Source organism: Bradyrhizobium sp. HKCCYLS20291, assembly GCF_051167715.1.
In the GTDB taxonomy this organism is placed as follows: Bacteria; Pseudomonadota; Alphaproteobacteria; order Rhizobiales; family Xanthobacteraceae; genus Bradyrhizobium.
The window spans coordinates 192,642-217,572 of record NZ_JBNPTO010000007.1 but is presented as its reverse complement, the minus strand read 5'-3'; the positions used below and the strand labels follow the sequence as shown (position 1 = coordinate 217,572).

25 protein-coding genes are annotated in these 24,931 nt (G+C 66.3%); 4 read left to right on the top strand and 21 right to left on the bottom strand.

Annotation, left to right across the window (positions count from 1 at the left end; genetic code table 11):
- Positions 1 to 2: 2 nt before the first annotated feature.
- On the bottom strand, positions 3 to 548 hold the full coding sequence (locus tag ACQR07_RS18050; protein WP_434903574.1) for an NADAR family protein: 546 nt from the start codon (positions 546 to 548) through the stop codon (positions 3 to 5).
- Positions 549 to 819: 271 nt separating this feature from the next.
- On the opposite strand from ACQR07_RS18050, the gene ACQR07_RS18045 reads away from it, so the two are divergent.
- Positions 820 to 1,593, top strand: coding sequence for a hypothetical protein (locus tag ACQR07_RS18045; RefSeq protein ID WP_434903573.1), 774 nt, complete (start codon positions 820 to 822; stop codon positions 1,591 to 1,593).
- Positions 1,594 to 1,648: 55 nt separating this feature from the next.
- Here ACQR07_RS18045 and ACQR07_RS18040 read toward each other — a convergent pair whose 3' ends face one another.
- From ACQR07_RS18040 to ACQR07_RS18010, 7 genes are all read right to left on the bottom strand, one after another.
- A complete protein-coding gene (locus ACQR07_RS18040; protein ID WP_434903572.1) occupies positions 1,649 to 1,954 on the bottom strand; it encodes a hypothetical protein in 306 nt (101 codons plus the stop codon).
- Positions 1,955 to 2,103: 149 nt separating this feature from the next.
- Positions 2,104 to 2,700, bottom strand: a complete 597-nt coding sequence (locus ACQR07_RS18035; RefSeq protein WP_434903571.1) for a hypothetical protein — start codon at positions 2,698 to 2,700, stop codon at positions 2,104 to 2,106.
- A 719-nt stretch (positions 2,701 to 3,419) separates the two neighbouring features.
- The gene (locus ACQR07_RS18030; protein WP_434903570.1) at positions 3,420 to 3,764 is read right to left on the bottom strand and encodes a Lin0512 family protein; all 345 of its coding nucleotides are present in this window, start codon (positions 3,762 to 3,764) and stop codon (positions 3,420 to 3,422) included.
- Between the two features lie 95 nt (positions 3,765 to 3,859).
- Positions 3,860 to 4,630 (bottom strand): DeoR/GlpR family DNA-binding transcription regulator, encoded by a 771-nt coding sequence (locus ACQR07_RS18025; protein WP_434903714.1) that lies wholly within the window; start codon positions 4,628 to 4,630, stop codon positions 3,860 to 3,862.
- Complete coding sequence (locus ACQR07_RS18020) at positions 4,630 to 6,315, bottom strand: ABC transporter permease subunit (RefSeq protein ID WP_434903569.1); 1,686 nt, start codon at positions 6,313 to 6,315, stop codon at positions 4,630 to 4,632. Before ACQR07_RS18020 ends, ACQR07_RS18025 begins: the two co-directional genes overlap by 1 nt.
- On the bottom strand, positions 6,312 to 7,319 hold the full coding sequence (locus tag ACQR07_RS18015; RefSeq protein WP_434903568.1) for an ABC transporter ATP-binding protein: 1,008 nt from the start codon (positions 7,317 to 7,319) through the stop codon (positions 6,312 to 6,314). Before ACQR07_RS18015 ends, ACQR07_RS18020 begins: the two co-directional genes overlap by 4 nt.
- Positions 7,320 to 7,331: 12 nt before the next feature.
- A complete protein-coding gene (locus tag ACQR07_RS18010) occupies positions 7,332 to 8,339 on the bottom strand; it encodes an ABC transporter substrate-binding protein (RefSeq protein WP_434903567.1) in 1,008 nt (335 codons plus the stop codon).
- 263 nt (positions 8,340 to 8,602) lie between these two features.
- On the opposite strand from ACQR07_RS18010, the gene ACQR07_RS18005 reads away from it, so the two are divergent.
- Complete coding sequence (locus ACQR07_RS18005; RefSeq protein ID WP_434903566.1) at positions 8,603 to 9,991, top strand: ethanolamine ammonia-lyase subunit EutB; 1,389 nt, start codon at positions 8,603 to 8,605, stop codon at positions 9,989 to 9,991.
- Positions 9,988 to 10,776: an ethanolamine ammonia-lyase subunit EutC gene (gene eutC, locus ACQR07_RS18000; RefSeq protein ID WP_434903565.1), complete on the top strand. Its 789-nt coding sequence runs from the start codon at positions 9,988 to 9,990 to the stop codon at positions 10,774 to 10,776. The genes ACQR07_RS18005 and eutC overlap by 4 nt, the downstream gene beginning before the upstream one ends.
- 11 nt (positions 10,777 to 10,787) lie before the next feature.
- On the opposite strand, the gene ACQR07_RS17995 is transcribed toward eutC, so the two are convergent.
- From ACQR07_RS17995 to ACQR07_RS17960, 8 genes are read right to left on the bottom strand one after another with little or no spacing between them, the layout of a single operon-like run.
- Complete coding sequence (locus tag ACQR07_RS17995) at positions 10,788 to 11,507, bottom strand: ABC transporter ATP-binding protein (protein ID WP_434903564.1); 720 nt, start codon at positions 11,505 to 11,507, stop codon at positions 10,788 to 10,790.
- The gene (locus tag ACQR07_RS17990; RefSeq protein WP_434903563.1) at positions 11,500 to 12,255 is read right to left on the bottom strand and encodes an ABC transporter ATP-binding protein; all 756 of its coding nucleotides are present in this window, start codon (positions 12,253 to 12,255) and stop codon (positions 11,500 to 11,502) included. The genes ACQR07_RS17995 and ACQR07_RS17990 overlap by 8 nt, the downstream gene beginning before the upstream one ends.
- Complete coding sequence (locus ACQR07_RS17985; RefSeq protein WP_434903562.1) at positions 12,252 to 13,253, bottom strand: branched-chain amino acid ABC transporter permease; 1,002 nt, start codon at positions 13,251 to 13,253, stop codon at positions 12,252 to 12,254. The genes ACQR07_RS17990 and ACQR07_RS17985 overlap by 4 nt, the downstream gene beginning before the upstream one ends.
- Positions 13,253 to 14,125, bottom strand: coding sequence for a branched-chain amino acid ABC transporter permease (locus tag ACQR07_RS17980; RefSeq protein WP_434903561.1), 873 nt, complete (start codon positions 14,123 to 14,125; stop codon positions 13,253 to 13,255). The genes ACQR07_RS17985 and ACQR07_RS17980 overlap by 1 nt, the downstream gene beginning before the upstream one ends.
- A 10-nt stretch (positions 14,126 to 14,135) precedes the next feature.
- Complete coding sequence (locus ACQR07_RS17975; RefSeq protein ID WP_434869997.1) at positions 14,136 to 15,386, bottom strand: ABC transporter substrate-binding protein; 1,251 nt, start codon at positions 15,384 to 15,386, stop codon at positions 14,136 to 14,138.
- Between the two features lie 24 nt (positions 15,387 to 15,410).
- Complete coding sequence (locus tag ACQR07_RS17970; RefSeq protein ID WP_434903560.1) at positions 15,411 to 17,786, bottom strand: xanthine dehydrogenase family protein molybdopterin-binding subunit; 2,376 nt, start codon at positions 17,784 to 17,786, stop codon at positions 15,411 to 15,413.
- Positions 17,783 to 18,331: a (2Fe-2S)-binding protein gene (locus ACQR07_RS17965; protein ID WP_434903559.1), complete on the bottom strand. Its 549-nt coding sequence runs from the start codon at positions 18,329 to 18,331 to the stop codon at positions 17,783 to 17,785. The genes ACQR07_RS17970 and ACQR07_RS17965 overlap by 4 nt, the downstream gene beginning before the upstream one ends.
- Complete coding sequence (locus ACQR07_RS17960) at positions 18,328 to 19,188, bottom strand: FAD binding domain-containing protein (protein WP_434903558.1); 861 nt, start codon at positions 19,186 to 19,188, stop codon at positions 18,328 to 18,330. Before ACQR07_RS17960 ends, ACQR07_RS17965 begins: the two co-directional genes overlap by 4 nt.
- A gap of 269 nt (positions 19,189 to 19,457) precedes the next feature.
- Between ACQR07_RS17960 and ACQR07_RS17955 the strand changes: the two genes are divergently transcribed.
- Positions 19,458 to 20,096 (top strand): TetR/AcrR family transcriptional regulator, encoded by a 639-nt coding sequence (locus ACQR07_RS17955; RefSeq protein WP_434903713.1) that lies wholly within the window; start codon positions 19,458 to 19,460, stop codon positions 20,094 to 20,096.
- An 863-nt stretch (positions 20,097 to 20,959) separates the two neighbouring features.
- Here the strand turns inward: ACQR07_RS17955 and ACQR07_RS17950 are convergent.
- The 5 genes from ACQR07_RS17950 to ACQR07_RS17930 form a co-directional block, all read right to left on the bottom strand.
- Entirely contained in the window at positions 20,960 to 21,160 is a 201-nt protein-coding gene (locus ACQR07_RS17950; protein WP_434903557.1) for a hypothetical protein, read from the bottom strand.
- A 193-nt stretch (positions 21,161 to 21,353) separates the two neighbouring features.
- Positions 21,354 to 22,799: a cytochrome c oxidase accessory protein CcoG gene (gene ccoG / locus ACQR07_RS17945; protein ID WP_434903556.1), complete on the bottom strand. Its 1,446-nt coding sequence runs from the start codon at positions 22,797 to 22,799 to the stop codon at positions 21,354 to 21,356.
- 45 nt (positions 22,800 to 22,844) lie between these two features.
- On the bottom strand, positions 22,845 to 23,048 hold the full coding sequence (locus ACQR07_RS17940; RefSeq protein ID WP_009027996.1) for a YgaP family membrane protein: 204 nt from the start codon (positions 23,046 to 23,048) through the stop codon (positions 22,845 to 22,847).
- A gap of 52 nt (positions 23,049 to 23,100) precedes the next feature.
- A complete protein-coding gene (trxC, locus tag ACQR07_RS17935) occupies positions 23,101 to 23,541 on the bottom strand; it encodes a thioredoxin TrxC (protein ID WP_434903555.1) in 441 nt (146 codons plus the stop codon).
- Complete coding sequence (locus ACQR07_RS17930) at positions 23,538 to 24,824, bottom strand: NAD(P)/FAD-dependent oxidoreductase (RefSeq protein WP_434903554.1); 1,287 nt, start codon at positions 24,822 to 24,824, stop codon at positions 23,538 to 23,540. Before ACQR07_RS17930 ends, trxC begins: the two co-directional genes overlap by 4 nt.
- Between the last annotated feature and the right edge of the window lie 107 nt (positions 24,825 to 24,931).

Below are 24,931 nucleotides of genomic sequence, written 5' to 3'. Positions count from 1 at the left end.
CCTCAACCAAGCTGGGCGCGCGCCACCATCAGAGCGAATCCCAGTAGGTTGAGGCCGCGCCAGGCTAAGGGATCACGCGCCCGCGGATCGTCGGCGGCGAGGCCGATGCCCCAGATGCGGTCGACCGGGCTGGCTTCGACCAGCACGGCCTCAGCGGTCGTGCGCAGCCAGTCCGCGAGCAAAGGGTTCTGACCGAACTTCGCCACATTGCCGCGCACCGCGATGTCGAAGCGGTGCGCAATCCAGCGCGCGTCGTCGAACCCGCGCACCTCGCGCCCGAGCTTCTTCGCCTGTGACGGACCGGGCGCCGCGAGAATGGCGTCGCGCGTCGCCTGATCGCCGAACAACGCGGCCTTCTGCGCCATCATGTAGTGCTCGGCCGTCGGATATGTCAGGCCATCGAGCGAGAACGGCGCGGGCCACCATTGGCTGAGCACATGCTCGCCGACCTCGTCGCCCTTCGCAGTGTGTCCCCAGAATAGCAGCAACTCCGTCTTGCGGCCCGCCGCAAACTCTCGTTTCAGGGTCTCGATATTGTCGATCGGCATGTCGCAAGTCCTCGCGGATGCGCGGATATGCCAGACTTCGGCGGATTGATAAACCCCGCACCACGAATGCAAGTCCGCAGGCTGCGCGTCCGCCTCGATGCGGTGCCGTCGCCGGAGGCGCGCGATCGCACGCTCCTCGACCGCATGAGCGGATCATCTCATTGCAGCCGAGGTTCGCGTGTGTCAGATTCGTTCCGACGGACAAACGTGTCCCCGGCCATGGAGAGAGCGACGCTCCGCCGCGGGCGGTCGCTGCCAACGAGACGGGATCATGGGATCGTTCATCACCAACCTGCATGTTCGCGATGCCGAGCCTGCGGCCGTCATCGACGCGCTCAGATCGCTTGCAGTCGTTCCTGCCTATGTCCGCCGGGCGCCTGGGGATCGATGGACCAGCATCTACCCTGAAGCCGCCTTTCAAGATGAAGTCGGCCTTTCCGAACTCGGCCATGCGCTCTCGGCTGCGCTGCAGCGGCCGGTGATCGCGTTCATCGTCCATGACAGTGACATTCTGCTGTACTTCCTGATCGATCGCGGGAAGCTGCTCGACAGCTACAATTCGGCACCGGGCTATTTCACCGAACAGACTTTGCCTCCGACCGGCGGACAGCCGGATGTCCTCGCGGCCTACTGCAAGGCGGATGATGCTCATGATCGGCTGTCACGCCTGCTGCATCCCCCGATCCATTCTCGGAACGATGCGGACGCGCAACAACCGCAGAACGCCATTCTCGAAGGCGTGCGCAAGAAAATCATCCAGTCCTATCCGAAAATGGCTGCCCAGCATCCAGATACGCCGCCCCTGGAGCAGCTTCTGGCAGAGATCGAGAGGCGCTTCGCCTTGCGGCCGGACGCTCAGGCCACCGGGCCAGCCTCAGCGACACTCTTCCTGGTTGAAGACAGATTGACTGCTTTGGCCGAGTTGCTCGGCATTCCAAGCGGACCCGTATTGGACAGCTTTCGATATCTCGCCAACGGTGAAGGCGAGCCGGGGCTTCTCACGCTGATCGACTCCGACGGCGAAAAGGACGTCGCCCTGTCCTAACGGCGCAGCCGACCAATTCATCAAACCGGCGGAGAGGAGAAAAGTGCGCGGCGCATTACTGCGTCCTCACCTGGCGCGCCCCTGCTTCCTTCATTATTCCCGCCACATCCGCCGAGCCGGCAGCGCCGCCGCCGACCGCCACCTCGATATCACCTTCGAGCTCGGGCGCACCCCGCTTATCGACCCCTGGATGGCCGCTCTCGACGTCAGCCCCGGCGGCTCGCGAGCCGGCGCTGTTGGCCGCACCTGCGGCGCGGACGACCACATCGGTGCGGGCGACGCCATGATCCTGCACGAGATGTTCGACGGCGAGCTCGGCGGCGCGGCGGGTGGCGAAATGGCCGATGATCGTGCGTTCCATGGGGTGTCTCCTGGTGTGATCTCCGGCTGTTGCCGGCCACTCAGGTTCGAACGCATGGCGCATGCGGGCCGTTCCATCCCGAGAACCGCGGCATCTTGCTTCGAGAAGCCGGTCGATGGGTCGACCTGCGCGCCTCTTATGCGCGCGTCTCAGTCGCGGGGCTCCTGCGGACCCGGCAGCTCCAGCGCGGAGCGCAGCCGTCCCTCTCCCCGCCGATACAACGTCGCGTAGCTCGCGGCCGCCAACAGGTCGGGATAGGGCTCGAAGCCGTCGACGACCTTGTTGAACGGAATCTGGCCGCAACCGGGAACGTCGCACTTCGGCTTGCCCTTGGGGCAGGTGTTGAAGTTGCAGAGACGGCCGAGATAGCGGTCGGTCGAAGGCTCGATCAGCAAGATCTCGACTTGGTGATTGGCCGTACTCGGCCCCGTCCCGACCTTGTAGGCGTCGACCAATGCGCAATCTCGCGCGCGGCGGATCGCATCGAGACGATGCTGCGAATTTATCCAGACGGCGAGATCGACGTCCTTGCACTCGTGCCAAACTTCGATGCCAGCGCGGCGATATTCGCGAAACCGCGGCACCTCCTTCCACAACGGCTTCGCGACCGAGCCGATCACGGCGACCGCCTCGATCTCCTCGAACGCCGCCAGCGCATCGGTCACGATGTCGGCCGCCCTGCGGAAGTCGTGCTGCTGACGCAACAGATAGTCGTTCTGCCTCTGGATCTCGGTGCGCGATACCATGTCGTCCCGATTGGTCGTTGCGGACCTGCGGCCGTTCGCCGGCGCTTAATCCCAAGCCATCCTATAGACCGTCGGGCAAATCAACGAGCGAATTTGGCGGCGATGGCATCGTCACGCGCCCTGCCCGCCGACGCGGCAAAACTTTTTCCCGCAGCGCTCTCAAGACGTTGGCTGCCACAGGTCCCCGGCAGCCGAAAATTTCACTTTCGTTTTTCAGAATTTTATGAAACAGTGTCCCCGTCCCGCCTCGCCATGAGGGGCGCTTCGCGGTCGTCACGAACGTGGAGGCGGTGATGCGACGGGCGCGTTCTGCCGCAGCGTGGCTTGCCATGCGGACGAACGGCAGGATGCGCCGGCGAAATCGTGTGGTCCTGACCTCCCGGTGCCGAGGTCAAGCCGGCCGTGATGATGATCGGCTGGCGACGGGGGCAAACAAGCCGGTCCCCGGGGAGAGCACGTATAAGCTGGAAAACCGTTGCGCAGGGAAGGCCGGAATGTCCGGCTGAGCCTGTGGTTCCTGCCCCGTGCACTTCTTCACGCACGGGGGCCGCGGGTATCAGCGGATACCCGGTCTTCCCTGCGCCCTCTGTTTGAAAGAGGGACATCGTTCGGACATCACCCGGGCGCGCAACGCGCCGCGGGATCGCGATTGCACGTCCCGCTGTTTGACATCTGCAGCAGACACGCTCGCGCCGATGCAGGCGCCGGCGTTTCCGAACCTACTTGCCGTCGTCGAGATGCACCAGCACCGCGGCATTGGCGATGATGATGGCGTCGCTGCCGGCCTCGGCAGGAATCTCGAGGCCGCCTCTCACCGCGGTCACCGTGACCGTGCCATACGGCAGCTCCTTGGCGACAGCGGCTGTATCGACGGCTTCGGGATTCGGCACGCCGATCGTGACGTCGACCAGCATGTCCTGCGGCGTCTTGCCGACCATGCGGAAGAAGCCGAGGCTGGAATGGCGGATCGCATCCGAGACCGCGCGCTTCGCCGCCTTGGTGGCGTCGCGGCCATGGACGTCGACGCCCATGCCCATCTCGGTGATACAGCGGACGCGTGCCATGTGTGTTCCCTCTCGGCTGGCATGGATCGTTTGGCGCGCGACCATAGCGCGCCGCTCGCGAAGCGCAACCGATGCGGCGCTCAGGCCATCGCGGCTCAGGCGATGACGACCTCGCCGACGACGCCGCGCAGCGCACCGAGCGCCGGCTCGTCTGCGGCGCGCGCATCGGTGATCAGGCTGTCGATGCGGTCCGGCGCGCAATAGGCGACACGGCTGGTCTGGCCGATCTTGCTGTGATCGGCGAGGATCAGCACGCGCCGGGCGGCGGCCGCCATCGCGCGGGCGACATTGGCCTCCTCGATGTCGAAGCTCGTTGCACCATAGCGATGATCGATGCCGACCGGCGACAGCAGCGCGACATCGGTCTGGAAGCGCTGGATCTCGGCGACCGTGGTCGAGCCGAACGTCGCCGGCAGGGTGTGGCCCAACTCGCCGCCGAGCACGATGACGCGGTTGCTGCGCTCAGCCTGCGCGCCGCCGATGATGGTCGCGACCTCGAACGAGTTGGTGACGATGGTCAGCCCCGACAGCGTCGCGAGCTCGCGGGCGAGGATCGAGACCGTCGAGCCGACGTCGAGAAACAGCGTCTGGCCGGGACTGACCATGCGCGCAGCTGCCTGCGCGATCCGCGTCTTCTCGGCCAGCCGCACGCGGGCGCGCACCGTGATCGGCGGCTCCGCCTCCGGCGCGATCGCGGCGACGCCGCCATGGACGCGGCGCAGCTCGCCGCGCGCCTCGAGCGCCAGCACGTCGCGGCGCACGGTCTCGCGGGACACGCCGAGATCGGTCGCGATGCGGTCGGTGGTGGCGCGGCCGACGGTGGCGAGCAGCGCGCGGATGCGCTGGTGGCGATCCTCCTGCAACATCACCGCGGCCCGCTCCGCGCCAGCCATTTCAGCGCGAGCTGCATGACGAGGGCGGCGGCGCAGACCACCGCCATGATGCAGGTCGAGAACGCCGCGGCCTGCGAGACGAAGCCGGCCTCGTCGAGCCGCATCACTGAGACCGCGGCGATGCCGAGCGACGGCGTCACCAGGAAGATGACGGCCGACAAGGTCACCATGGAACGCATGAACAGGAAGAAGAACACGGAGACCAAAGTGGGCGACATCACGGGAATGATGACGTTGGCGAGCACTTGCGCAGCGCCGCTGCCGAGGCAGGTCGCGGCCTCCTCCAGCGCCGGCGGCACCGCGCGCATGCCGGTCACCATCGTGAGGAAGCCCTGGGTATGGTAGTGATAGAAGTTGCACAGCGCGAGCAGCACGGTCGAGCCGTACAGCACCGACAGCGGCGAGCCCGCGATGTTGAAGGCGAAGATGTAGGACAGGCCGAGCACCAGGCCGGGCACGCCGACCGGCATGACCGCGACGAGATAGACGATCTTGGCCGGCCACGACGGCAGCCGGCGCAGGCCATAGACCAGCGCGAACAGCAGCAGGGTGCCGAGGCCTGCGGCGAACAGCGACACCAGCAGCGAGGTCCACAGCGGCGCATAGCCGCCGCTCAGCGTGATGTCGTAGTGCTTGAGCGTGAAGCTCAGCCGGTAGGGCCACAGACGCATGAAGCTCGCATAGATCACGACGCCGATCACGGCGAGCACGGACAAGGTCGCAAGGCCGGTGACGATCGACAGCGGGATGTCGCGCGCCGGGACGAAGCTCAGCTGCGGCGGCACCGCACCTTCGGCGCCACCACCGAACTGGCGCTGCGCCGCGACCCGCTCGATATAGACCGCAAGGCCGGTCGGCGCGAGCAGCAGCAGGCCAACGACGGCGCCGATGCCGAACTTCATCTGCCCGGTGACCTGGTTGTAGATCTCGGTCGCCAACACCGCATAGTCGCCGCCGATGACGGCGGCATTGCCGAAGTCGGTGATGGTGACGGTGAACACGACGAAGCCGGCGCTGAGCAGACCGAACTTCACGTTCGGCAAGGTGATGTCGAAGAACTGCCGCCAGCGCCCTGCCCCCATCACCTCGGCGGCGTCGTAATAGCGGGCGTCGGCATGGGCGAGCGCGGCCTTGAGGATCAGCACCGCCTGCGGCAGCGCGTAGAGCACGTCGGCGATGAGCAGGCCCGGGAAGCCGTAGATGTCGATGCGCTTGCCGAGCAGGCCGCTGATCAGGCCGTTGCGGCCGAGCAGGAAGATCAGCCCGAGGCCGAGCACCAGCGACGGCGCCAGCATCGGCAGCGCCAGCACCGCGGAGACGACGCGACCGCCGGGCACGCGGGTGCGGGTCATCGTGTAGGCGAGCACGAAGCCGAGGATCAGGCAGACAGCGGTCGTGGCGATGCCGAGCGTCAGGCTGTTCAGCGTGGCCTTGAGGATGCCGGGCGTGCGCAGCAGCGCGACATAGTTGGCAAAGCCGATGCTGCCGTCATCGGCGACGAGGCTGCGCCACAGCATCATCGCCAAGGGGAAGACGAAGAAGACGAGCAGTGCGAGGCACGGCAGCGCGATGGCGGCCGCGATCAGCAGGCGATCGTTGCCGGCGCGCCGCAGGCGAAAGCCGGCGCGCTCGGCGACCTCGACGGCGGCGAGGCTCACGCGCGCACCCAGCCGCAGCCGGCGGCATCGGCCGACACGGCCACCGCGGCGCCCGGCGTGACGCCGTCGACAGGGCCGGTCTGCACCATCAGCTCACGGCCCTTCCAGGCGACGCGGGTGCGGCTGATGTTGCCGAGGAAGGTGACGTCGACCACCCTCGCCTCGCCCGACGCGAGAGGTTGAAGCCGCACATGTTCCGGACGCAGGCAGGCGAGGAAATCCGCATCGGCGCCATCAGGCCGAGAGGTCAGCAGCGCCGGCATCGCGTCTCGCACCCAGTCGGTCGGCAGCAGATTGCTGCTACCCATGAAGTCGGCGACGAACTTGGTCGCCGGCCTGAGATACAGCTCCTGCGGCGCGCCGACCTGCTCGATGCGGCCGGCATTCATGCAGACGATCCGGTCGGACAGCATCATCGCCTCCTCCTGGTCGTGGGTGACCATGATGGTGGGGATGCCGAGCCGGCGCTGCAGCTCGCGGATCTCGACGCGCAGGTCGGCCCGCACCTTGGCATCGAGCGCCGAGAGCGGCTCGTCGAGCAGGATCAGCCGCGGATCGACCGCCACCGCGCGCGCCAAAGCGACGCGCTGTTGCTGGCCGCCGGAGAGCTGATACGGCAGACGATCGGCGAGATGCGGCAGCATGATCAGCTCCAGCAGCTCGGCGACGCGCGCTGCGATCCTGGCGCGATCCACTTTGCGGATGCGCATGCCGTAGCCGATGTTCTCGGCCACGGTCATGTTGGGAAACAGCGAGTAGGACTGGAACACGATGCCGAAGCCGCGCTGACGTGCGGGTACCGCGCTGAGGTCCTGGCCGTCGAGCAGCAGGCGGCCGCTATCCTGCGTCAGCAGCCCGGCGACGATGCGCAGCAGCGTGGTCTTGCCGCAGCCGCTCGGCCCGAGCAGGCAGACGAACTCGCTGCCCTCGACCGTGAGCGAGATGCGGTCGAGCGCAACGAACGCATCGAACGTCTTGTGCAGGCGGTCGAGCTCCAGCGTCATGACGCGACCCGCTCAGCGGCCGATGCTGGTCTGCCAGTTTTTCAGGATGCCGTCGCGCTCCTTGGCCGAGCGGGCGAAATCGATCGGATACACCGCCTTGGCAACGTCGGCGGGGAAGCCGGCGGTTTGCGCGGCCTTCGACGGCGCGGTGCCTGCGATGGTCACGAGCTCCTTGTAGCTGGTGTAGAGGCCGGCCGCCTCCGGCGACAAGGTCCAGTCGAGGAAGCGCTTGGCATCGGCCTTGTTCTTGGCCGCCTTCATCAGCCCGGACGCCTCGAGCTCATAGCCCGCGCCATCGCTCGGGATCACCATCTTGATCGGAAAGCCTTCCTCGATCGACTTGATCGCGGCAAAGGCGAGCGAGCCACCAATGGCGAACTCACCGCCGCGCGCCGCCTTGCAGGGACGCGAGCCGGACTTGATGTATTGCGCGACATTGCCGTCGAGCGCCTTCAGGAACTGCCAGCCCTTCTCCTCACCCTGCGACTGCAGGATGCCGGCGACCTGCATGTAGCCGGTGCCCGACGACACCGGGTTCGGCAGCACCACCTCGCCCTTGTACACGGGGTTGGTGAGGTCCTTCCACGAGGTCGGCATCGGCAGATTCTTCGCCTTCAGCACCTCGGTGTTGACGCAGAACGCCGTGACGTAGCCGGTCGCGGCGAACCAGCTGGAATCGGCGCCCTTGGCGGAGGCCGGGAGCTTGTCGGCGCCCTTCACTTCATAAGGTTCGAGCAGCGCGGTGATACGCGGGTCGAGCATGTTGGTGACCGCCCAGCCCCAGATCACGTCGTGCTGCGGATTGCCGGCCTCGGCGATGATGCGGGCGCCGAGATCGCCGGTCGACAGCCGGAGCACCTTCAGGTCGACGTCGGGCAGCGCGGTCTTGGCAGCCTTCACGTAATCGGCGATCTCGTCCTCTTCCAGCGCCGTATAGACCGTCACCGTCCCCGCCTGCGCGACGGCGCCAAACAGAAGCAGAGCGAGACTCGCGGAGAGGCCTTTCAACAGCTGCGACATGAGGGTGTCCTTCGACGGCTGCGGCGCGGGACTGGTCATGCCCTGCCGGGTGTGGATTTGAGTGAATATTTGCAAATTTGTGGAACCGCGTCTACGCTGATTGCGCACATGTCGTGCAAATCAGCAACTGCTCACGATTTCAGCAGGCAGCGCCTAGCCGTGCACGCGGTTTGCAGGTCGGGGATCGCGGAGGCGTTGGTTGTGATGACGACACGTGCCGCTGATAGTCACCAGACGGCGTGAGGACGCAGGACAGCAGGCCAATGGGTTTTTCACACACGCTGGGCGGCACGACCTATCGCTTCGACGACCTTCGCACGCTGCTCGCAAAGGCAACGCCGCTGCGCTCGGGCGACGTGCTCGCCGGGCTCGCCGCGCAGGACGCGGCCGAGCGGGTCGCGGCACGGATGGCGCTCGCCGACCTGCCGCTCCGTCACTTCCTCAACGAGGCCGTCATTCCCTATGAGAGCGACGAAGTCACGCGGCTGATCGTCGACCAGCATGACGGCAACGCGTTCGCTCCCATCGCAAGCCTGACGGTCGGTGCCTTCCGTGAATGGCTGCTGTCGGATGCGACCGACGCAGCGAAGCTCGCCGCAGTGTCACCGGGCCTCACGCCCGAGATGGTCGCAGCCGTCTGCAAGATCATGCGGCTCCAGGATCTCGTTACGGTCGCCGCCAAATGCGAGGTGGTCACGCGCTTCCGCTGCACCATCGGCCTGCCTGGGCGGATGTCGACGCGGCTGCAGCCGAACCACCCGCTCGACGATCCCAAGGGCGTCGCGGCCTCGATCCTCGACGGGCTGATGTATGGCGTCGGCGACGCTACCATCGGCATCAACCCGGCGAGCGACGACGTCGAGGCCATGGTGCGGCTGCTCGACATGATCGAGGCCCTGCGGCTGGCGTCGAACGCGCCGATCCAATCCTGCGTGCTCGCGCATGTCACGACCGCGCTGAAGGCGATCGAGCGCCGCGCGCCGGTCGATCTCGTGTTCCAGTCGCTCGCCGGCACCGAGGAGGCCAATCGCGGCTTCGGCATCACGCTGGCGCTGCTGGATGAGGCGTATGCTGCTGCGCAGAGCCTGCAGCGATGCCCCGACGGCGGCAACGTCATGTATTTCGAAACCGGGCAAGGCAGCGAGCTGTCATCAGCGGGGCATTGCGGCGTCGATCAGCAGACGCTAGAGGCGCGCTGCTACGCGGTGGCGCGGCGCTACCGGCCGCTGCTGGTCAACACCGTGGTCGGCTTCATCGGCCCGGAGTATCTTTATGACGGCAAGCAGATCCTGCGCGCGGGCCTGGAGGATCATTTCTGCGGCAAGCTGCTGGGCCTGCCGATGGGCTGCGACGTCTGCTACACCAACCACGCCGAGGCCGACCAGGACGACATGGACGCGCTGCTGACGCTGCTCGGCGTCGCCGGCTGCACCTACATCATGGGCGTGCCCGGCGCCGACGACATCATGCTGAACTATCAGAGCACCTCGTTCCACGATGCGCTCTATGTCCGCAAGGTGCTCGGCAAGCGCGCGGCACCGGAGTTCGAGGCCTGGCTCGCAGCTACCGGCATCAGCGACGCCAAAGGCGAGCTGCGCTTCGATCCCGCGCGGCTGATGCCGGCGCTGCCGCTGCTGGGAGCCGAGGGATGAGCGGCGCAGATGACAGGACACTTGCAACCTCGTCAGCGGACGACTGGACTTGGCTGTCGCGCTACACCGAAGCGCGCATTGCCCTCGGCCGTTGCGGACCCGGCTTGCCGACATCCGCGCACCTCGCTTTCCAGGCTGCGCATGCGGAGGCCCGTGACGCCGTCCTGAAGCCGTTCGATGCCGAGAGCTTTGCCGCTGACATCGTCGCGCGCGGCTGGCCGGCGCTCACGGTGCACAGCCGGGCTGCTGATCGCAGCGCGTATCTGCAGCGTCCCGACGCAGGCCGCCTGCTCTCGCCAGCTTCCGAAGCGCTGCTGTCGCAGCCGCGCGCGCCGGCCGACATCGTGCTGGTGGTGGCGGACGGACTGAGCAGCCGCGCAGTGCAGGTCAATGCCCTGCCCGTGCTCGAGGCGCTGCTGCCGCGTCTCACCGCGACCGGCCGCCGGCTATCGCCGATCGTGGTCGCATCACAGGGCCGCGTCGCGCTTGCCGATCACGTCGGCGAGTTGCTCGGCGCGTCCGCCTCGATCGTCCTGATCGGCGAGCGGCCGGGGCTGAGCGCGGCGGACTCACTCGGCCTCTACCTCACCTGGATGCCACGCCGTGGCCGCGTCGATTCCGAACGTAACTGCATTTCCAACATCCGCGCCGGCGGGCTGGCGCCGGAAGATGCCGCCAAGCAGGCGGCCGATCTGATCATGCGCATGTTCCAGCATCAGGCCGCCGGCGTCAGCCTGGCGCGCTTCCCGCAGCTCCCAGCGCCGGAGGACGGCGGCTCTCGCTGATGCCGAGGCCATCACACCGCGCAGTAGCGATCCTGGATGTCCTTGTCGGCCAGCAGCGCCGCAGCGCTGCTCTCGTGCACGACCTCGCCCTGGTCGATGATGACGGCGCGGTCGGCCAGCCGCAGCGCCCATTCGACGTTCTGCTCGACCAGCAGCAAGGTCTTGCCCTGATCGCGCAGCCGCCGGAACAGCACGCCCATCTCCTCGACGAGAACCGGCATGATGCCTTCGGACGGCTCGTCGAGCAGCACCATGCGCGGCCGCGCGATCAGGGCGCGCGCGATCGCCAGCATCTGCTGCTCGCCGCCCGACAGCGTGACACCTTCCTGATCGAGCCGCTCGCGCAGGCGCGGAAAGATCTCCGCGATCTCGGCAATCGCCGCGCGCTCGTCGATCTCGGCCTTGGCGGCGACGAGGCCGAGGCGAAGATTTTCGCGGACCGAGAGGCCGGGCACGATGCGTCGCTCTTCCGGGACGTAGGCGAGGCCGAGATGGAACCGACGATGCGCTGGCAACGGCAGCAGGTCCTGGCCGGCGAAGCGCACGCGCCCCTCGGCCTTCGGCATCAGTCCCATCACGGTGCGCAAAGTCGTGGTCTTGCCGGCGCCGTTGCGGCCGACCAGCGCGACCACCTCGCCCTCGTTCACGCGCAGCGAGATGCCGTGCAGCACATGGCTGGCGCCATACCAGGCCTGCACACGATCGAGCTCCAGCAGTGCGGTCTCAGCCATAGCCTTCACTCTGTCCCAGATACACGCGGCGCACGTCGGGGTTCGACCGGATGTCCTCCGGCCGGCCATCGGCGAGCAGCCGGCCATGATGCAGCACCAGCACCCGCTGGCTCAAACCCAGCACCATCTTCATCTTGTGCTCGACCAGCAGCACCGTGCGCTTCTCGGCGAGCCGCTCCAGCAGCGCGACCATCTCCTTGGTCTCTTCAGGACCCATGCCGGCGGTCGGCTCATCGAGCAACAGCAGCTCGGGCTCCGACACCAGTGCGATCGCAATCTCCAGCGCGCGCTGCTGGCCATGGGCCAGGAATTTTGCCAGCTCACTGCGCTTGCCGATCAGGCCCACGGCCGTCAGCGCAGCATCGGCGCGCTCGCTCAGCTCGACGAGATCGGCGCGCTTGCGCCAGATGTCGTAGCTCACCTGCATCGCCTGCGACGCGACCCGGACGTTCTCGTGCACCGACAGGTCCGGGAAGATGTTGGTGATCTGGTAGGAGCGCGAGATGCCCTGGTGTACGAAGCGATGCTGCGGCATCCCGTTCAGCGCGCGCCCCTTGAACGTCAACGTGCCCATGCTCGGCGATAGCGTGCCGGAGAGGATGTTGAAGAACGTGCTCTTGCCGGCGCCGTTCGGCCCGATGATCGAGGTAAGTTCGCCCTGCGCGAACGACACCGAGATGTCTTCGAGCGCGGTGAAGCCGCCGAAGCGGCGGCCGATACCATCCGCGCGCAACAGCTCGGTGCTCATCGGCGCTCCCTCGCGAAGGGCAGCGCGTCGAGAAACGTGCCCCAGATGCCCTTCGGCAGGAACAGCACGAACACGACGAAGATGGCGCCGACCACGATCTGCCAATGCGGCGTCCACAGCGAGACCACGTCCTCCAGGATCAGGAAGGTCGCCGCGCCGATGAACGGACCGAAGAAGCTTCGGGCGCCACCGAGCAGCACCATCATCACGATCATGCCCGAAGTCTGGTAATGCAGGATGTCGAGCGGCACGATCGACAGATGCAGCGCGAACATGCAGCCACCGACAGCCGAGATCGCTCCGGACAGCATGAACACGATCAACTTGCAGCGCTCGACGTCGTAGCCGCAGGCCCGCGCCCGCTGCTCGTTTTCCCGGATGGCCTCGATGACGGCGCCGAACGGCGAATTGAGGATGCGCGACTGCACCCACAGCGCCAGCGCCGCAAAGGCCATCAGGAGATAGTACTTGTTGACCGGATCAAGGAAGTTGACCTGCCAGCCGAGCAGATTGATGCGATCGACGGTGAAGCCGCGCAACCCGTTCTCGCCGCCCGTGAAGGACGAGGCCTGCAACGCGACGTAATAGACGAGCTGCGCCAGCGCGAGCGTCACCATCGAGAAATAGATGCCGCGCGTGCGCGTCGAGATCGTGCCGATCAGCGCGGCGAGCACCGTGCTGGCGGCGATCGCCAGCGGTACGGCGGCGAACCAGGGCAGGCCCCAGCGGCCGATGGCGATGCCGGTGAGGTACGCGCCGGTGCCGAAGAACGCGGCGTGGCCGAACGACAGCAGCCCGGTGTAGCCGAAGAGCAGATTGTAGCCCATCACCACGACGCCGTAGATCAGGACGTTGACGGCGAGCGCCTTCGAAGGCAGCAGCCAGGGCAGCAGCGCGAGCGCTGCGAGCGAGACCAGCACGCGATGATCCGACAGGATCGCGAACAGGCGCCGGCCCTGGGGAAGCGGCGGTGCTTCGCCGGTGGACTGCACCGTCATCACGCCCTCCCCTTGAGGCCGAAAAGGCCCTGCGGCCGGACCAGCAGCACGGCGGCCATCAGCGCGAACATCACGATGGTCGCCATCTCGGGCGCGAACAGCGCCACCATGCTGATGCAGATGCCGACCATCAGCCCCGCAACGACGGCGCCCACGATTGAGCCGAGGCCGCCGATCACGGTGACGACGAAGGCTTCCGCCAGCACCAGCGTTCCCATCTCCGGATTGACGCTGCGCATCGGCCCCGCCAGCACGCCGCCAAGCGCGGCGAGGCCAACACCGAGGCCGAAGATCGCCAGCCACACCTTGCCGATGTCGACACCGAGCACGCGCATGATCTGCGGATCGCGCGCGCCGGCGCGGACGATCAGGCCGACGCGGGTCTTCTCCAGCATCAGCCAAAGCAAAAGCAGCACGACCGCCACCAGCGCGATCACGAACAGGCGATATTTGGGAAAGAAGCCGACGCCGAGATCGACGACGCCGATCAGCTGCGATGGCGTCGGAAACGGAATGCCGTCGCTGCCGAACACGATGCGCACGCCCTCGACCAGGATGTAGCTGAGGCCGAATGTGAGCAGCAGGGGATCATCGATCGACCGCCCGTACAGGCGGCGGACGAGGAAGAACTCGATCAGCATGCCGAACGCGCCGACGAGCACGGGAGCGAGCAACAGCCCCCACCAGAAGCTGCCGGTCAGCGACGCCAGGTACAGCCCCGCATAGGCGCCGATCATGAACAGCGCGCCATGGGCGAAATTGACCACGCCCAGCATGCCGAACACGATGGTCAGGCCGAGCGCGGTGATGACCAGCACCGCCCCGAGGGCGATGCCGGAAAACAGCTGCATGATGATCAGTGAGAGGTCCATGCTGGCAGGATCAGGTCGGGTGGCCGAGCTCGCCGCAGCTGCGCAGCATCTCCTCCGCACCGGGATCGCTGGCCACGATCGCGAACAGATCGTTGTCGTTGGCCATCGCCGATTTCTTCTTCGACTCCAGCACCAGCACCGACTGCACCGACTGGTGGTCGCACTTGCGATAGTGCTGCGGGCCCTTGGTCAGATCATATTGCAGGCCTTCCAGCGCCGCGACGACCTTGTCGGTGTCGGTGCCGCCGGCGAGCTGCATCGCCTGCAGCAGCGAGCCGACACCGGAGTAGCCATAGGCGCCGTAGTCGGTCGGGATCGCGCCGCCATTGGCCGCCTTGAACGCCGCGTTGAACTCGGCCGCCGTCTTGTTCTGCGTCTCCAGCCCCCAATAGTAGTTGGCGCCGCCGACGACGCCCTCGAACACGTCGGGGCCGACTGCGAGCCGCTGGTTGTGCAGGATCACGGGGACCACGATCTTCATCTGCTGCTTGATGCCGAAATCGACCGCCTGCTTGATCGCATTGGCCTGGTCGCGGCCGAAATTGCTGATGCACAGCACGTCCGGCCGCATCGACATCAGGCGCGGCATGAAGGTGGAATAGTCGGCGGCGCCGAAGGGATGCAGGATCTCGCCGACGCTCTCGGCGCCGATCGCGGCCTGCGCCCGCTTGAAGCCGCGCAGCATCTCATGGCCGTAGGCATAGTCGGCGACGAGATGCGCCACCTTCATGCCCTTCTTGATCGTCTGCCGCGCCACCGCCGCCGTGGTCATGTGCGGGTTCAGCGCCTCGTGAAAGGTGTATTTGCTGAAGTCCTTGGCCTCGTTGATGGTGTCGGACTGGCTGATCGAGACGTAGATCACGCCGCGGGCCCGCGTCACCTCGTTGACGGCGAGCTGCACGGCGCTCGAGAGCGCACCGACGATGGCGTGTACCTTGTCCTTTTCGATCAGCTCGAGCGTGCGCGTCGCAGCCTCGCCGGCGTTGAGCTTGTCGTCGCGCACCAGCAGCTCGACCTTGCGGCCGGCAACGCCGCCCTTGTCGTTGACGAGCTTGACCGCCAGCTCGGCGCATTTGACCTGATCGCGCGCCTCGGCCGCGAACGGACCGGTCAGCGGCGTCGGAAAGCCGATACGGATGGTGTCATCGGCAGCGCGGCCCAGGCGCGGCATGGCCAGCGCGGCGGCGCCCGCCGACATCGCCATCAGTGCCTTGCGGCGGGATAGTCCTGCGCGTCGCGACCTGGTCTCGTAGACTGGCATGATGTCCTCCCTCATCTTGTTTTGTTAGTAGCGATTGAGCGCCTTGAGCACGCGCGTGGGCGTGATCGGAATGGCATTGATCGACGTGCCGAACGGCGCCAGCGCGTCATTGACCGCATTGAGCACGCAGGCGGCCGCCGCCGCCGTCCCGGCCTCGCCGCAGCCCTTCGCGCCCAGGATGGTGTCCGCGGTGGGCGTCTCGACGTGATCGATGACGATATCAGGCATCTCCATCGCCATCGGCACGAGATAGTCGGCGAGCGATCCGTTCAAAAGCTGCCCCGTCTCGCCGTAGCGGCATTCCTCGAACAGCGCCGCGCCAAGACCCTGCACGACGCCGCCGCGCAACTGCTCGTCGACCAGCATCGGATTGATGATGCGGCCGCAATCCTCGACGACGTAGTGCTTCAGCAGCTTGACGAATCCGGTGTCGACATCGATCTCCAGATAGCAGCCCTGGATGCCATTGGTGAAGGCGAATGGATAACCCTGCGGCGCGAAATGGTGGCTGACGGTGAGCTGCGCCTGCGTGCCCGGCGGCAAGGTGTCGGAGCGGAAATAGGCGATGCGCGCGATCTCGGCGACCGGCAGGCGCGGCTGCTGCGGCGCCCGGCTCACGACCTGACCGTCGACGATGTCGAGCGCGGCCGGCTGCTCCTGCAGGATGAGACCCGCGATCTCGAGAATGTTGGCCTTGAGCCGCCGCGCCGCCTGCAGCGCGGTCTCGCCGCCGATGCCGGCGCCACGGCAGGCCCAGGTCGCGCCGCCATGCGGCGTGACCTCGGTGTCGCCGGTGAGGACCTTGACGTGCTCCTGCGCAAGACCGAGCTGGTCGGCAACGATCTGGCTGATGATCGCCTCGGTACCCTGCCCCTGCTCTGTCACCGAGATCGCGCAGCGCACCTCCCCTGATGGCGTGAGGCTGATCGTTGCGCCATCCTGCGAGGAGATGCGCGCGCCGCCGACGCCATAGAAGGCCGGGCTCGGATTGGTGATCTCGACGAAGGTGGCGATGCCGATGCCGCGATGGATGCCGCGCTGCCGCAGCTCCGCCTGCTCCGCGCGCAACGCGTCGTAGCCCATGATGTCGCGCAGCCGCTGCAGGCAGGCCTGATGCGACAGTGCTTCGAACTTGTAGCCGGTCGGCGACGCCGTCGGATAGGCATCATCCGGGATGACGTTGCGGGCGCGGATCGCCAGCGGATCGAGACCCACGCGGTGAGCTGCGAGGTCGACCATGCGCTCGGTGACTGCACAGGCGATCGGATGGCCGACGGCGCGATACTGGCTGGTCTGCACCTTGTTCTGGAACACCACCTCGAGCGCCGCACGATAGGATTTGAAGCCATAGGGCGCGCCGATCAGGCGGATGACCTGATTGCCTTCGACGACGCTGGTGCGCGGATAAGTCGAGAACGCGCCGATCGCCGTGGCGTCATGGACGTCCATGGCGAGGATGTGTCCCTCGGCATCCACGGCCATGCGCGCCCGCACGTCGTGATCGCGGGCATGGATGTCCGAAACGAACGACTCGATGCGGTCGGCGACATACTTCACCGGGCGTCCAAGCAGGATCGACAGCCCGACCACAGCCATGTCCTCGTGATAGACATGCAGCTTCATGCCAAACGAGCCACCGATATCAGGCGCGACGACCCGCACCCGCGCCTCCGGAATGCCGTAGTGGCGGGAGTACAGGTCCTGGAATTGATACGGCGTCTGCGTCGCGTGATGCACCGTCAGCAGGCCGCTGCCAGGCTCGTAGTCGGCGACGATGGCGCGCGGCTCCAGTGTGACCGGCGTATGCCGGCCGAAGCTGAATGTCTGCTCGATCGTATGTGCAGCGGCGGCAAACGCCGCATCGACGCCGCCGCTGTCGAGCTGAGCGCGGAAGCAGATGTTGGACGCCGCGGAGGGATTCACGCGCGGCGCATCGGGCGCGCGCGCCGCGTCGAGATCGACGACTGCGGGGAGCTCCTCATAGTCGACCGCGATCAGCTCCAGCGCATCCTCGGCCAGCGCTCTGCTCTCGGCCACCACGGCGACGACCGCCTGCCCTGCCCAGACCACGCGATCCAGCGGCAGCGGCAGCTGCGGCTCGGACACCATGCCCTTGAAATGATCGAGCGTGCCGGTCCAGGGCGAGCAGATGCTGGCGAGATCGGCGCCGGTCGCCACCAGATGCACGCCTTCCTGCGCACGCGCTGCATCGAGGTCGATGCCGATGATCCTTGCATGCGCGTGCGGGCTGCGCAGGAAGGCCGCATGCAGCATGCGCGGCAGGCGGATGTCGGTGACGTAGCGTCCGCGTCCGGCGAGCAGGCGCTTGGCGTTGGGGCGCGGCACGGATCGGCCGATGTAGGAGTTCGGGCGGTCGAGCGCGGTCAGCGGCGCCGTCATCGCGAAGCCTCCTCTGTCCGCCGCGACGCCTGTGTGGCGCGCGCCTCGCCGACGGCGGCGATCGCATCGACGATCGCTTCATATCCGGTGCAGCGGCAGAAATTGCCGGACAGCGCATCACGAATGGCCTCACGGCTCGGCTGCGCTACGGTCGACAACAACTCCTGCGCATTGATCAGCATGCCCGGCGTGCAGAACCCGCATTGCAGGGCGTTACGCCGATGAAACTCGGCCTGCAGATCGGCGATCGCCCCGCTCTCGGAGAGTCCCTCGATGGTGTCGATGCGCGCGCCATCGGCCTGAACCGCGAACATCAGACAGGCATGCACGGCATGGCCGTCGAGCTGCACCAGGCAGGCGCCGCAGGCACCCATCTCGCAGCCGGCGTGGGTGCCGGTCAGCTCGAGCTTGTCGCGCAGGCAGTCGACCAGCGTATCGCGCGGCGCGACATCGCAGGCGACCTTGCGGCCGTTGACGACGAACCGGACGCGCATGGTCGCGTCGGCCTCGTCATCTTCGATCGGGTCTGCCGGACCGCCGCTCATGCCGTCTCCCCCAGTCGTCCCAGCAGCCGTCCGAGCAGAACGCGCGCGAGATGCAGCCGCATCGCCGGCGGCACGTCGTCACTGTCAGGAGGCGTGAGATCATCGACCAGCGCTGCTTGCGCCGCCGCAATCCGCTCCGCATCGAGGCGCGAGCCGGCGATCGCCTGCTCGGCCCGTCGCGCGCGGGTCGGCACGTCGCCGACCGAGAAGAACGCGATGCGGATGCCCTCGATCAGGTCGTCCGTGCAGCTCGCGATCATGCCGCAGCCGACCAGCGCATAGTCGCCGCGCCGCCGCGCCAGCTCGTCGAACGCGACCCGCTGCCCTGGCTCGAACAGTGGCACATGAACCGCAACGAGCAACTCGCCGGGCGCGAGCGCCGTCTCGAACAGGCCGGTGAAGAAGTCGTCAGCCCGAACGCGACGCCGTCCCGCCGGGCCGGCGATCTCGATGTCGGCATCGAGCGCCAGCACCATGGCCGGAAATTCGGACGCCGGATCGGCCTGCGCGACGCTGCCGCCGAGGGTGCCGCGATTGCGGATCGCGGGGTGCGCGACATGGGGCGCCGCGGCGCGCAGCAGCGGCGCAAACTGCGCAATCAACGGCTCGGACAGCATCTCACGATGCCGCGTCAGCGCGCCGATGCGCAGCCACTCGCCCTCGCGCCTGACGCCGCGGAGCTCCGCGATGTGATTGATGTCGATCAGAATTTTCGGAGCCTGCAGTCGCAATGCGAGCGCAGGAACGAGGCTCTGGCCGCCGGCAATGAACCGCGCGTTGTCGCCGGCGCCAGCGTACGCGGTCAGCGCCTCGTCGACCGTGCGTGCACGGACATAGCTGAAAGCCCTCGCTTTCATCCGCTTCCTCGCTGCGGGCGCCCATCGGCAGCCCGGGGATTCCAGATTTGTGACCATCTGGTCTCAAAACAGTTGCACGGCAAAGCCGCGGCGGTCAACCGGAAACGAACGATTGGTCGCAAATCCGGATTCGGCTATCAAGCAGTCCGGTGCGGCAATCGGTTCAGAGAATGACCAGGAATTCGAAAACAACGAGCGCAACGACGGCCACGAGTGACGCCGGACGAAGCAGCAAGCCCAACGGCGCGCCGCAGGCGAAGCGTCGCAACCTGCGCGCGCCCGAGCGCGAGCGGCTGATCGTCGACGAGGCCATCCGATTTTTCGCCGAACACGGTTTCGAAGGCCAGACCCGCGAGCTCGCCAAGCGCATGGGCATCGCGCATTCAGTGATCTACCGCCACTTCCCGAGCAAGGAGGCGCTGATCGAGCGCGTCTACCAGGAGGTCTATCTCAGCCGCTGGTCGCAGGACTGGTCCCCCTTGATTCGGGATCGCGGCCTGCCGCTGCAGGTGCGGCTCACCCGCTTCTATCTCGACTACGTAGCGCGCGTGTTCGAGTACAATTGGGTCCGGATCTTCGTGTTCTCCGGGATGAAGTCGTTCGGCATTGCCGGACGCTATCTCGATCTCGTCCGCCAGGAGATCATCGAGCCCGCCGCCATCGAACTGCGTCACGAGCTCAAGCTGCCGGGGATCGAGATCAGCCCGCTGACCGGCCGCGAGACCGAAATGTTCTGGGGCCTGCATGGCCGCATCTTCTATCTGGCGATCCGGAAATTCATCTACGCGACGCCGGTTCCATCCGATATCGAACAGACCGTCCGCGACGCGATCGATCTCTTCCTCGATGGCGCGCGACTGGCGCTTCCGCGGATGCTCGAACACAGCGAGGCCGACGTGAAACTTTGATTGCGCAACCATGCCGAAGCGACGATCATGGCAGCACGGTCACGGCTCTCCGGAAGCGCGCCAGACCGCCCTAGCATCATGCACGCCTTCGATGACTTGTGCACGACTCAGTTGATCACGCAGAGACGACGGACCGCGCAGCCTGATGGTCTCGACCCGCGCGCATGACGCCCAATCATCGCAGCCAGCGGCGGCCGCCGCCGACCTGCTGCCCGGCGGGCGCCTCGCCTGAGCACGTTGCAAGTGCTGCCGAGCAAGGCTGAGGCAAGTCCGGTTCGGAAACGGCCGCGCTGGGCCGAATGACGATCCGCCCGAATTTTTTGTGCGAGCCAAAATAACGCTTTCGTTTTTGCCGAATTCATGGTTGAATGCTCCCCGTCCCGCCTCGGCAAGAGGGGCGCATCGCGATCGTCACGACACGCGGGGTGGGACGCGGTGGCCGCAATCATGCCGCAGCGGGCCTTGCTCGCGGACGAACGGCTGATTGCGGACGTGAAGACGCGTGGTCCTGGCGCCCCGAGGCTGGCGCCAAGTCGTCTGGTGATGATGATCCGGACGGCGACGGTGGCTAACAAGCCGGACACCGGGGAGATCGCGACATAAGCGTGAAAACCATCGCGCGGGGAATGCCGGGATGTCTCGGCTGAACCTGTGGTTCCTGCCGCCTGCATTTTTTTCGCAGGCGGGCCATGGGTGCGGCCAGCGCCCGGCATTCCCCGCGCCCTCTTCTTCCAGAGGGCGGAACGGATTGAAGCAACCCGGACGCATCTGCGCCGCGGGAATGCTTCACGCCGTCGCGATCCCGCCGCTCCCCTCCGATGTGCTGTTTGACTCCGTAAACATCTCCAGCTCGCTCGCGCCGGTCAGGCGGTCCGGCTTCGGCTGATCTTCGCTGCGACGAAATAGGACAGCGGCATCGCGACGACGAAGCCGACCAGCGCCGCCAGCGGCAGGTCCTTCATCGGGCTCGCGACCAGCCCCTGCACCGTCAACAAAGCCGTGACCGCGCTGCCCGCCAGCACCGTGCCCAGCATGACCCAGATGAGAATTGCGACCTTGAACATCTCTTCTTCTCCGTCGTTAGGACATATCGATCCCTTGACGTGCCGATGCTCTGCCTGCCGTTGTCGCGCATCATTGATCTGGAACAAGCGCAACAGACAAAAGAGGGAGGAGCGGCGGCTCCTCCCTCTTGCTCTCATCAGCTACAAACTACGCAGCAGATGCCGTTGCCTCGCAACTGCTCGACCGTCAGTGTCATCGCGTCGGCGGCACGAAGTGATCGTGCTTGCTCACCGACGTGCCGGTGGCCGGGTCGGTGATCTTGATCTCGATATCGACGGGGGTCGAAGGAAGATCGGCTCCCTTGGCCTCGATCGACATGCGAATCTCCCGCGTCTGGTCCTGGCCGACATCGATGACCATGCGGCCATCCTGCTCGCGCGCCTCGCCGGCCACGGTCACCTTGGCATTCGGCAGGCCGACGACGTCGAGCACGAAGTCGCGTGCGCCGCGCTTGTTGAGCAGGCGCACCGTATAGTCGTTGCGCACGCCGCCGTCGGACAGCTGCACGAACAGCGGATTGCGCTCATGCAGCACGTTGATGCCCATCGTGCCCCGTGTTGCCAAGGAGTACAGCATGATGCCGCCGACGATGGCGATGAAGCTCGCATAGATGATGGTGCGCGGCCGGATGATCCGGTAGATCTCGGGCTTGCCCTCCTTGCGCCTGCCCACGTTGATGTCGGTGTCGTAGCCGATCAGGCCGGTCGGCCGGCCGATCTGGGTCATTACGCTGTCGCAGGCGTCGATGCACAGGCTGCACTGGATGCAGCCGAGCTGGATGCCGTGGCGGATGTCGACGCCGGTCGGGCAGACATTGACGCATTGATGGCAATCGACGCAATCCCCGGCCGGCTCGCCCTGCAGCCGGGCTGCCTCGGCCTTCTTGACCGACATGCGCGGCTCGCCGCGGTCGCCCTTGTAGGTGACGTTGAGCGCCCACTCGTCGGTCAGCGCCGCCTGGATGCGGGGCCAGGGGCACATGTAGATGCAGACCTGCTCGCGGGCGTGCCCCGCAAACACGTAGGTCGTCGCGGTCAGGATGCCGATCCAGAGATAGGCGGTGAACGGCGCCTGGAAGGTGGCGAGATCCTTCACCAGCGTCGGAGCGTCGTCGAAATACAGCACCCAGGCGCCGCCGGTCCACCAGCCGATCATGATCCAGAGGAAGTGCTTGAGCGCGACCTGGCGGATGTGGGTGAAGGTCCAGCCGCGCTTGTCGCTCAGCATGCGCTCGCGCCGGTCGCCCTCGACCCAGCGCTCGACCGCGTAGAACAGGTCGGTCCACACCGTCTGCGGGCAGAGGTAGCCGCACCACAGCCGGCCCGCGACCGCATTCATCAGAAACAGCGCGACGGCCGCGATGATCAGCAGGCCGGTAAAGTAATAGACCTCCTGCGGCCACAGCTCGATGAAGAAGAAGTAGAAGCGGCGGTGCGGGAAATCGACCAGCACCGCCTGGTTGGGCATTCCGGGCCCGCGGTCCCAGCGCACGAAGGGCAGCAGGTAATAGATGCCCAGCGTGATGCAGAGGATCGTCCACTTGATGCGGCGGAAGCGGCCATGCACCGCCGCCGGATAGACCTTGTCGCGCGCCTTATAGAGCGGACCGACGATATAGGTTTCGTCCTGGTCAGCCATGATACCCCCGCTTCATCTTCATCTCGCTCTGCTGTTTCGGCGCGCTCAGGAGAACGCGTTGCCGCTCCGAAGCCCCAGCTTCTTGAACACGATCGCCGCCGGACAGAAGCCGGTGAACGAGGCCTGGATCATGTTCACGCCGGCAAAGGCCGCGAGCAGGAACCAATATGGATTGACGTACCAGCCGAGCGCGAGGCTGAGCAGGACGACGAACCCCGCGAAGGTGAGAACTGCTTTATCGACGTTCATGGCATGGTCCTCCATGGTTGCATTTGAGCGTAATCAAGCCGGTACTGCGGCGTCACTGCCGCAGGCCGGACATCGTCCAGGCGACGATTCGTTGCGAGTCCATCGCACCCGAGATCCGCTGGAGCTCCCTTCCCTTCTGCAGCAGCAGCAGGGTTGGAATTCCCGAGATGCCGAACTTCGCCGAGACCTCCGGAGCCTCGTCGGAGTTCAGCTTGAGAAGCTGCACGCGCGGCTCGAGCTCCTGCGCGGCGCGCGCGAACATCGGCGCCATCGCCCGGCAGGGGCCGCACCACGGCGCCCAGACATCCACCAGCAAAGGCAGGTCGCTGTTGGCGACGTGACGCGTGAAGCCGGCCTGGTCGACCTCGATCGGATGACCGGAGAACAGCGGCGCGTGGCACTTGCCGCATTTGCCCTGGGTGGGCCCCCGGCCCGCGGGCAGACGGTTGACCTGCCCGCAATGGCCGCACACCAGTTGGAAGGTCTCGCTCATGTGCCCGTCCTGACTTCCTTGATCTTGGCGATGTTGAGCCGGTCGAGCAGGAATTTCTCGTAGAACGGCTCCGGCGTGCCGCGCTTCATCTTGCGCAGGAAATACTTTTCGAAGGCGACCTTGGCATAATGCACCCATTCCCCCTTCGACGACCAGTTGACGTTGCGCGGCGGAATCTGCGGCTGCGCCAGGAAGGCGACGCCGGAATCGCCGAAGTCGGCAAGGCAGATCGCATTCCAGGTCGGCTGCGTGTTCGGCTCTTGCCCGCGCAACAGCGCGCCGATGTTCAGCGCGGTCGCGGTGACCATCGACTCGATCATGAAGCCGGTCTTGGGCACGCCGACCGGCACCGGCGTCGGCCCGATTGGCGGAATGGCGACGCAGACGCCAATGGCGAAGACGTTCGGATAGGCCGGGTTGCGCTGGTGCTTGTCGACGACGACGAAGCCGCGCGGATTGGTCAGCTTGTCGATGCCCCTGACCGCCCCGACGCCGCGGAACGCCGGCAGCATCATCGAATAGGCGAACGGCAGCTCGTGGGTCTTGCGCACCGAGCCGTCGTCGGCCACCTCCTCCACGAACATGCGCCCGTCCTCGACCTTGGTGACGCGAGCGCTCGTGATCCACTTGACGTGCTTCTCGCGCATCTCGCTTTCGAGCAGCCCCTTTGTATCCCCGACGCCGTCGAGGCCGAGATGGCCGATATAGGGCTCGGAGGTCACAAAGGTCATCGGCACCTGGTCGCGCATCTTGCGCCGGCGCAGCTCAGTCTCGAGGATGAAGAGGAATTCGTAGGCCGGCCCGAAGCAGGACGCGCCCTGCACCGCCCCGACGATGACGGGCCCGGGCTTGTCGGCCAGCTTGTCAAATGCGGCCTTGGCATGGGCGGCGTGGTCGACATGGCACACCGACTGGGTATGGCCGTCCGGCCCGAGGCCGGGGATCTCGTCGAAGGCAAGCTCGGGCCCGGTGGCGACGACGAGATAGTCGTAGGCGACCATGGTGCCGTCCGTCAGCTCGACCTGGTTGTCGTCCGGGTGCACGCGCTTGGCGCCCTGGGTCAGCAGGCGGATGCCCTTGCGCTGCATGACGTCGACGAGATCGATCTCGATGTCGTCGCGCTTGCGCCAGCCCACGGCGACCCACGGGTTGGACGGCACGAAATGATACGAGGACCCCTGCGAGATGACGGTCACGCGATCCTCCTTTCGCATCTGGGGCAGCAATTCATAAGCCATCAGGGAGCCGCTCAGCCCCGCTCCGATCACGACTACGTCAGCCATTTGGGTCCTCCATCGCCTTGCTTTGTTCTTGTCCCGCTCAGCCGCGACCTCCCGGGCCGGCCTTGACTATATATTCGAATATCTGTATATACGCAACTATGAAATTT

Excerpts from the sequence above, each read along its gene's own strand:
- ACQR07_RS18040 (WP_434903572.1), bottom strand. The coding sequence starts at position 1,954 with ATGGAACGCACGATCATCGGCCATTTCGCCACCCGCCGCGCCGCCGAG.
- ACQR07_RS17990 (WP_434903563.1), bottom strand. The coding sequence starts at position 12,255 with ATGAGCACCGAGCTGTTGCGCGCGGATGGTATCGGCCGCCGCTTCGGC.
- ACQR07_RS17995 (WP_434903564.1), bottom strand. The coding sequence starts at position 11,507 with ATGGCTGAGACCGCACTGCTGGAGCTCGATCGTGTGCAGGCCTGGTAT.
- ccoG (WP_434903556.1), bottom strand. The coding sequence starts at position 22,799 with ATGGCTGACCAGGACGAAACCTATATCGTCGGTCCGCTCTATAAGGCG.
- ACQR07_RS17985 (WP_434903562.1), bottom strand. The coding sequence starts at position 13,253 with ATGACGGTGCAGTCCACCGGCGAAGCACCGCCGCTTCCCCAGGGCCGG.
- ACQR07_RS17980 (WP_434903561.1), bottom strand. The coding sequence starts at position 14,125 with ATGGACCTCTCACTGATCATCATGCAGCTGTTTTCCGGCATCGCCCTC.
- ACQR07_RS17960 (WP_434903558.1), bottom strand. The coding sequence starts at position 19,188 with ATGAAAGCGAGGGCTTTCAGCTATGTCCGTGCACGCACGGTCGACGAG.
- ACQR07_RS17970 (WP_434903560.1), bottom strand. The coding sequence starts at position 17,786 with ATGACGGCGCCGCTGACCGCGCTCGACCGCCCGAACTCCTACATCGGC.
- eutC (WP_434903565.1), top strand. The coding sequence starts at position 9,988 with ATGAGCGGCGCAGATGACAGGACACTTGCAACCTCGTCAGCGGACGAC.
- ACQR07_RS17975 (WP_434869997.1), bottom strand. The coding sequence starts at position 15,386 with ATGCCAGTCTACGAGACCAGGTCGCGACGCGCAGGACTATCCCGCCGC.
- ACQR07_RS17950 (WP_434903557.1), bottom strand. The coding sequence starts at position 21,160 with ATGTTCAAGGTCGCAATTCTCATCTGGGTCATGCTGGGCACGGTGCTG.
- ACQR07_RS18030 (WP_434903570.1), bottom strand. The coding sequence starts at position 3,764 with ATGGCACGCGTCCGCTGTATCACCGAGATGGGCATGGGCGTCGACGTC.
- ACQR07_RS18045 (WP_434903573.1), top strand. The coding sequence starts at position 820 with ATGGGATCGTTCATCACCAACCTGCATGTTCGCGATGCCGAGCCTGCG.
- ACQR07_RS17940 (WP_009027996.1), bottom strand. The coding sequence starts at position 23,048 with ATGAACGTCGATAAAGCAGTTCTCACCTTCGCGGGGTTCGTCGTCCTG.
- ACQR07_RS17965 (WP_434903559.1), bottom strand. The coding sequence starts at position 18,331 with ATGAGCGGCGGTCCGGCAGACCCGATCGAAGATGACGAGGCCGACGCG.
- ACQR07_RS18035 (WP_434903571.1), bottom strand. The coding sequence starts at position 2,700 with ATGGTATCGCGCACCGAGATCCAGAGGCAGAACGACTATCTGTTGCGT.
- ACQR07_RS18010 (WP_434903567.1), bottom strand. The coding sequence starts at position 8,339 with ATGTCGCAGCTGTTGAAAGGCCTCTCCGCGAGTCTCGCTCTGCTTCTG.
- ACQR07_RS18015 (WP_434903568.1), bottom strand. The coding sequence starts at position 7,319 with ATGACGCTGGAGCTCGACCGCCTGCACAAGACGTTCGATGCGTTCGTT.
- ACQR07_RS18025 (WP_434903714.1), bottom strand. The coding sequence starts at position 4,630 with ATGTTGCAGGAGGATCGCCACCAGCGCATCCGCGCGCTGCTCGCCACC.
- ACQR07_RS17930 (WP_434903554.1), bottom strand. The coding sequence starts at position 24,824 with ATGGCTGACGTAGTCGTGATCGGAGCGGGGCTGAGCGGCTCCCTGATG.
- trxC (WP_434903555.1), bottom strand. The coding sequence starts at position 23,541 with ATGAGCGAGACCTTCCAACTGGTGTGCGGCCATTGCGGGCAGGTCAAC.
- ACQR07_RS18005 (WP_434903566.1), top strand. The coding sequence starts at position 8,603 with ATGGGTTTTTCACACACGCTGGGCGGCACGACCTATCGCTTCGACGAC.
- ACQR07_RS18050 (WP_434903574.1), bottom strand. The coding sequence starts at position 548 with ATGCCGATCGACAATATCGAGACCCTGAAACGAGAGTTTGCGGCGGGC.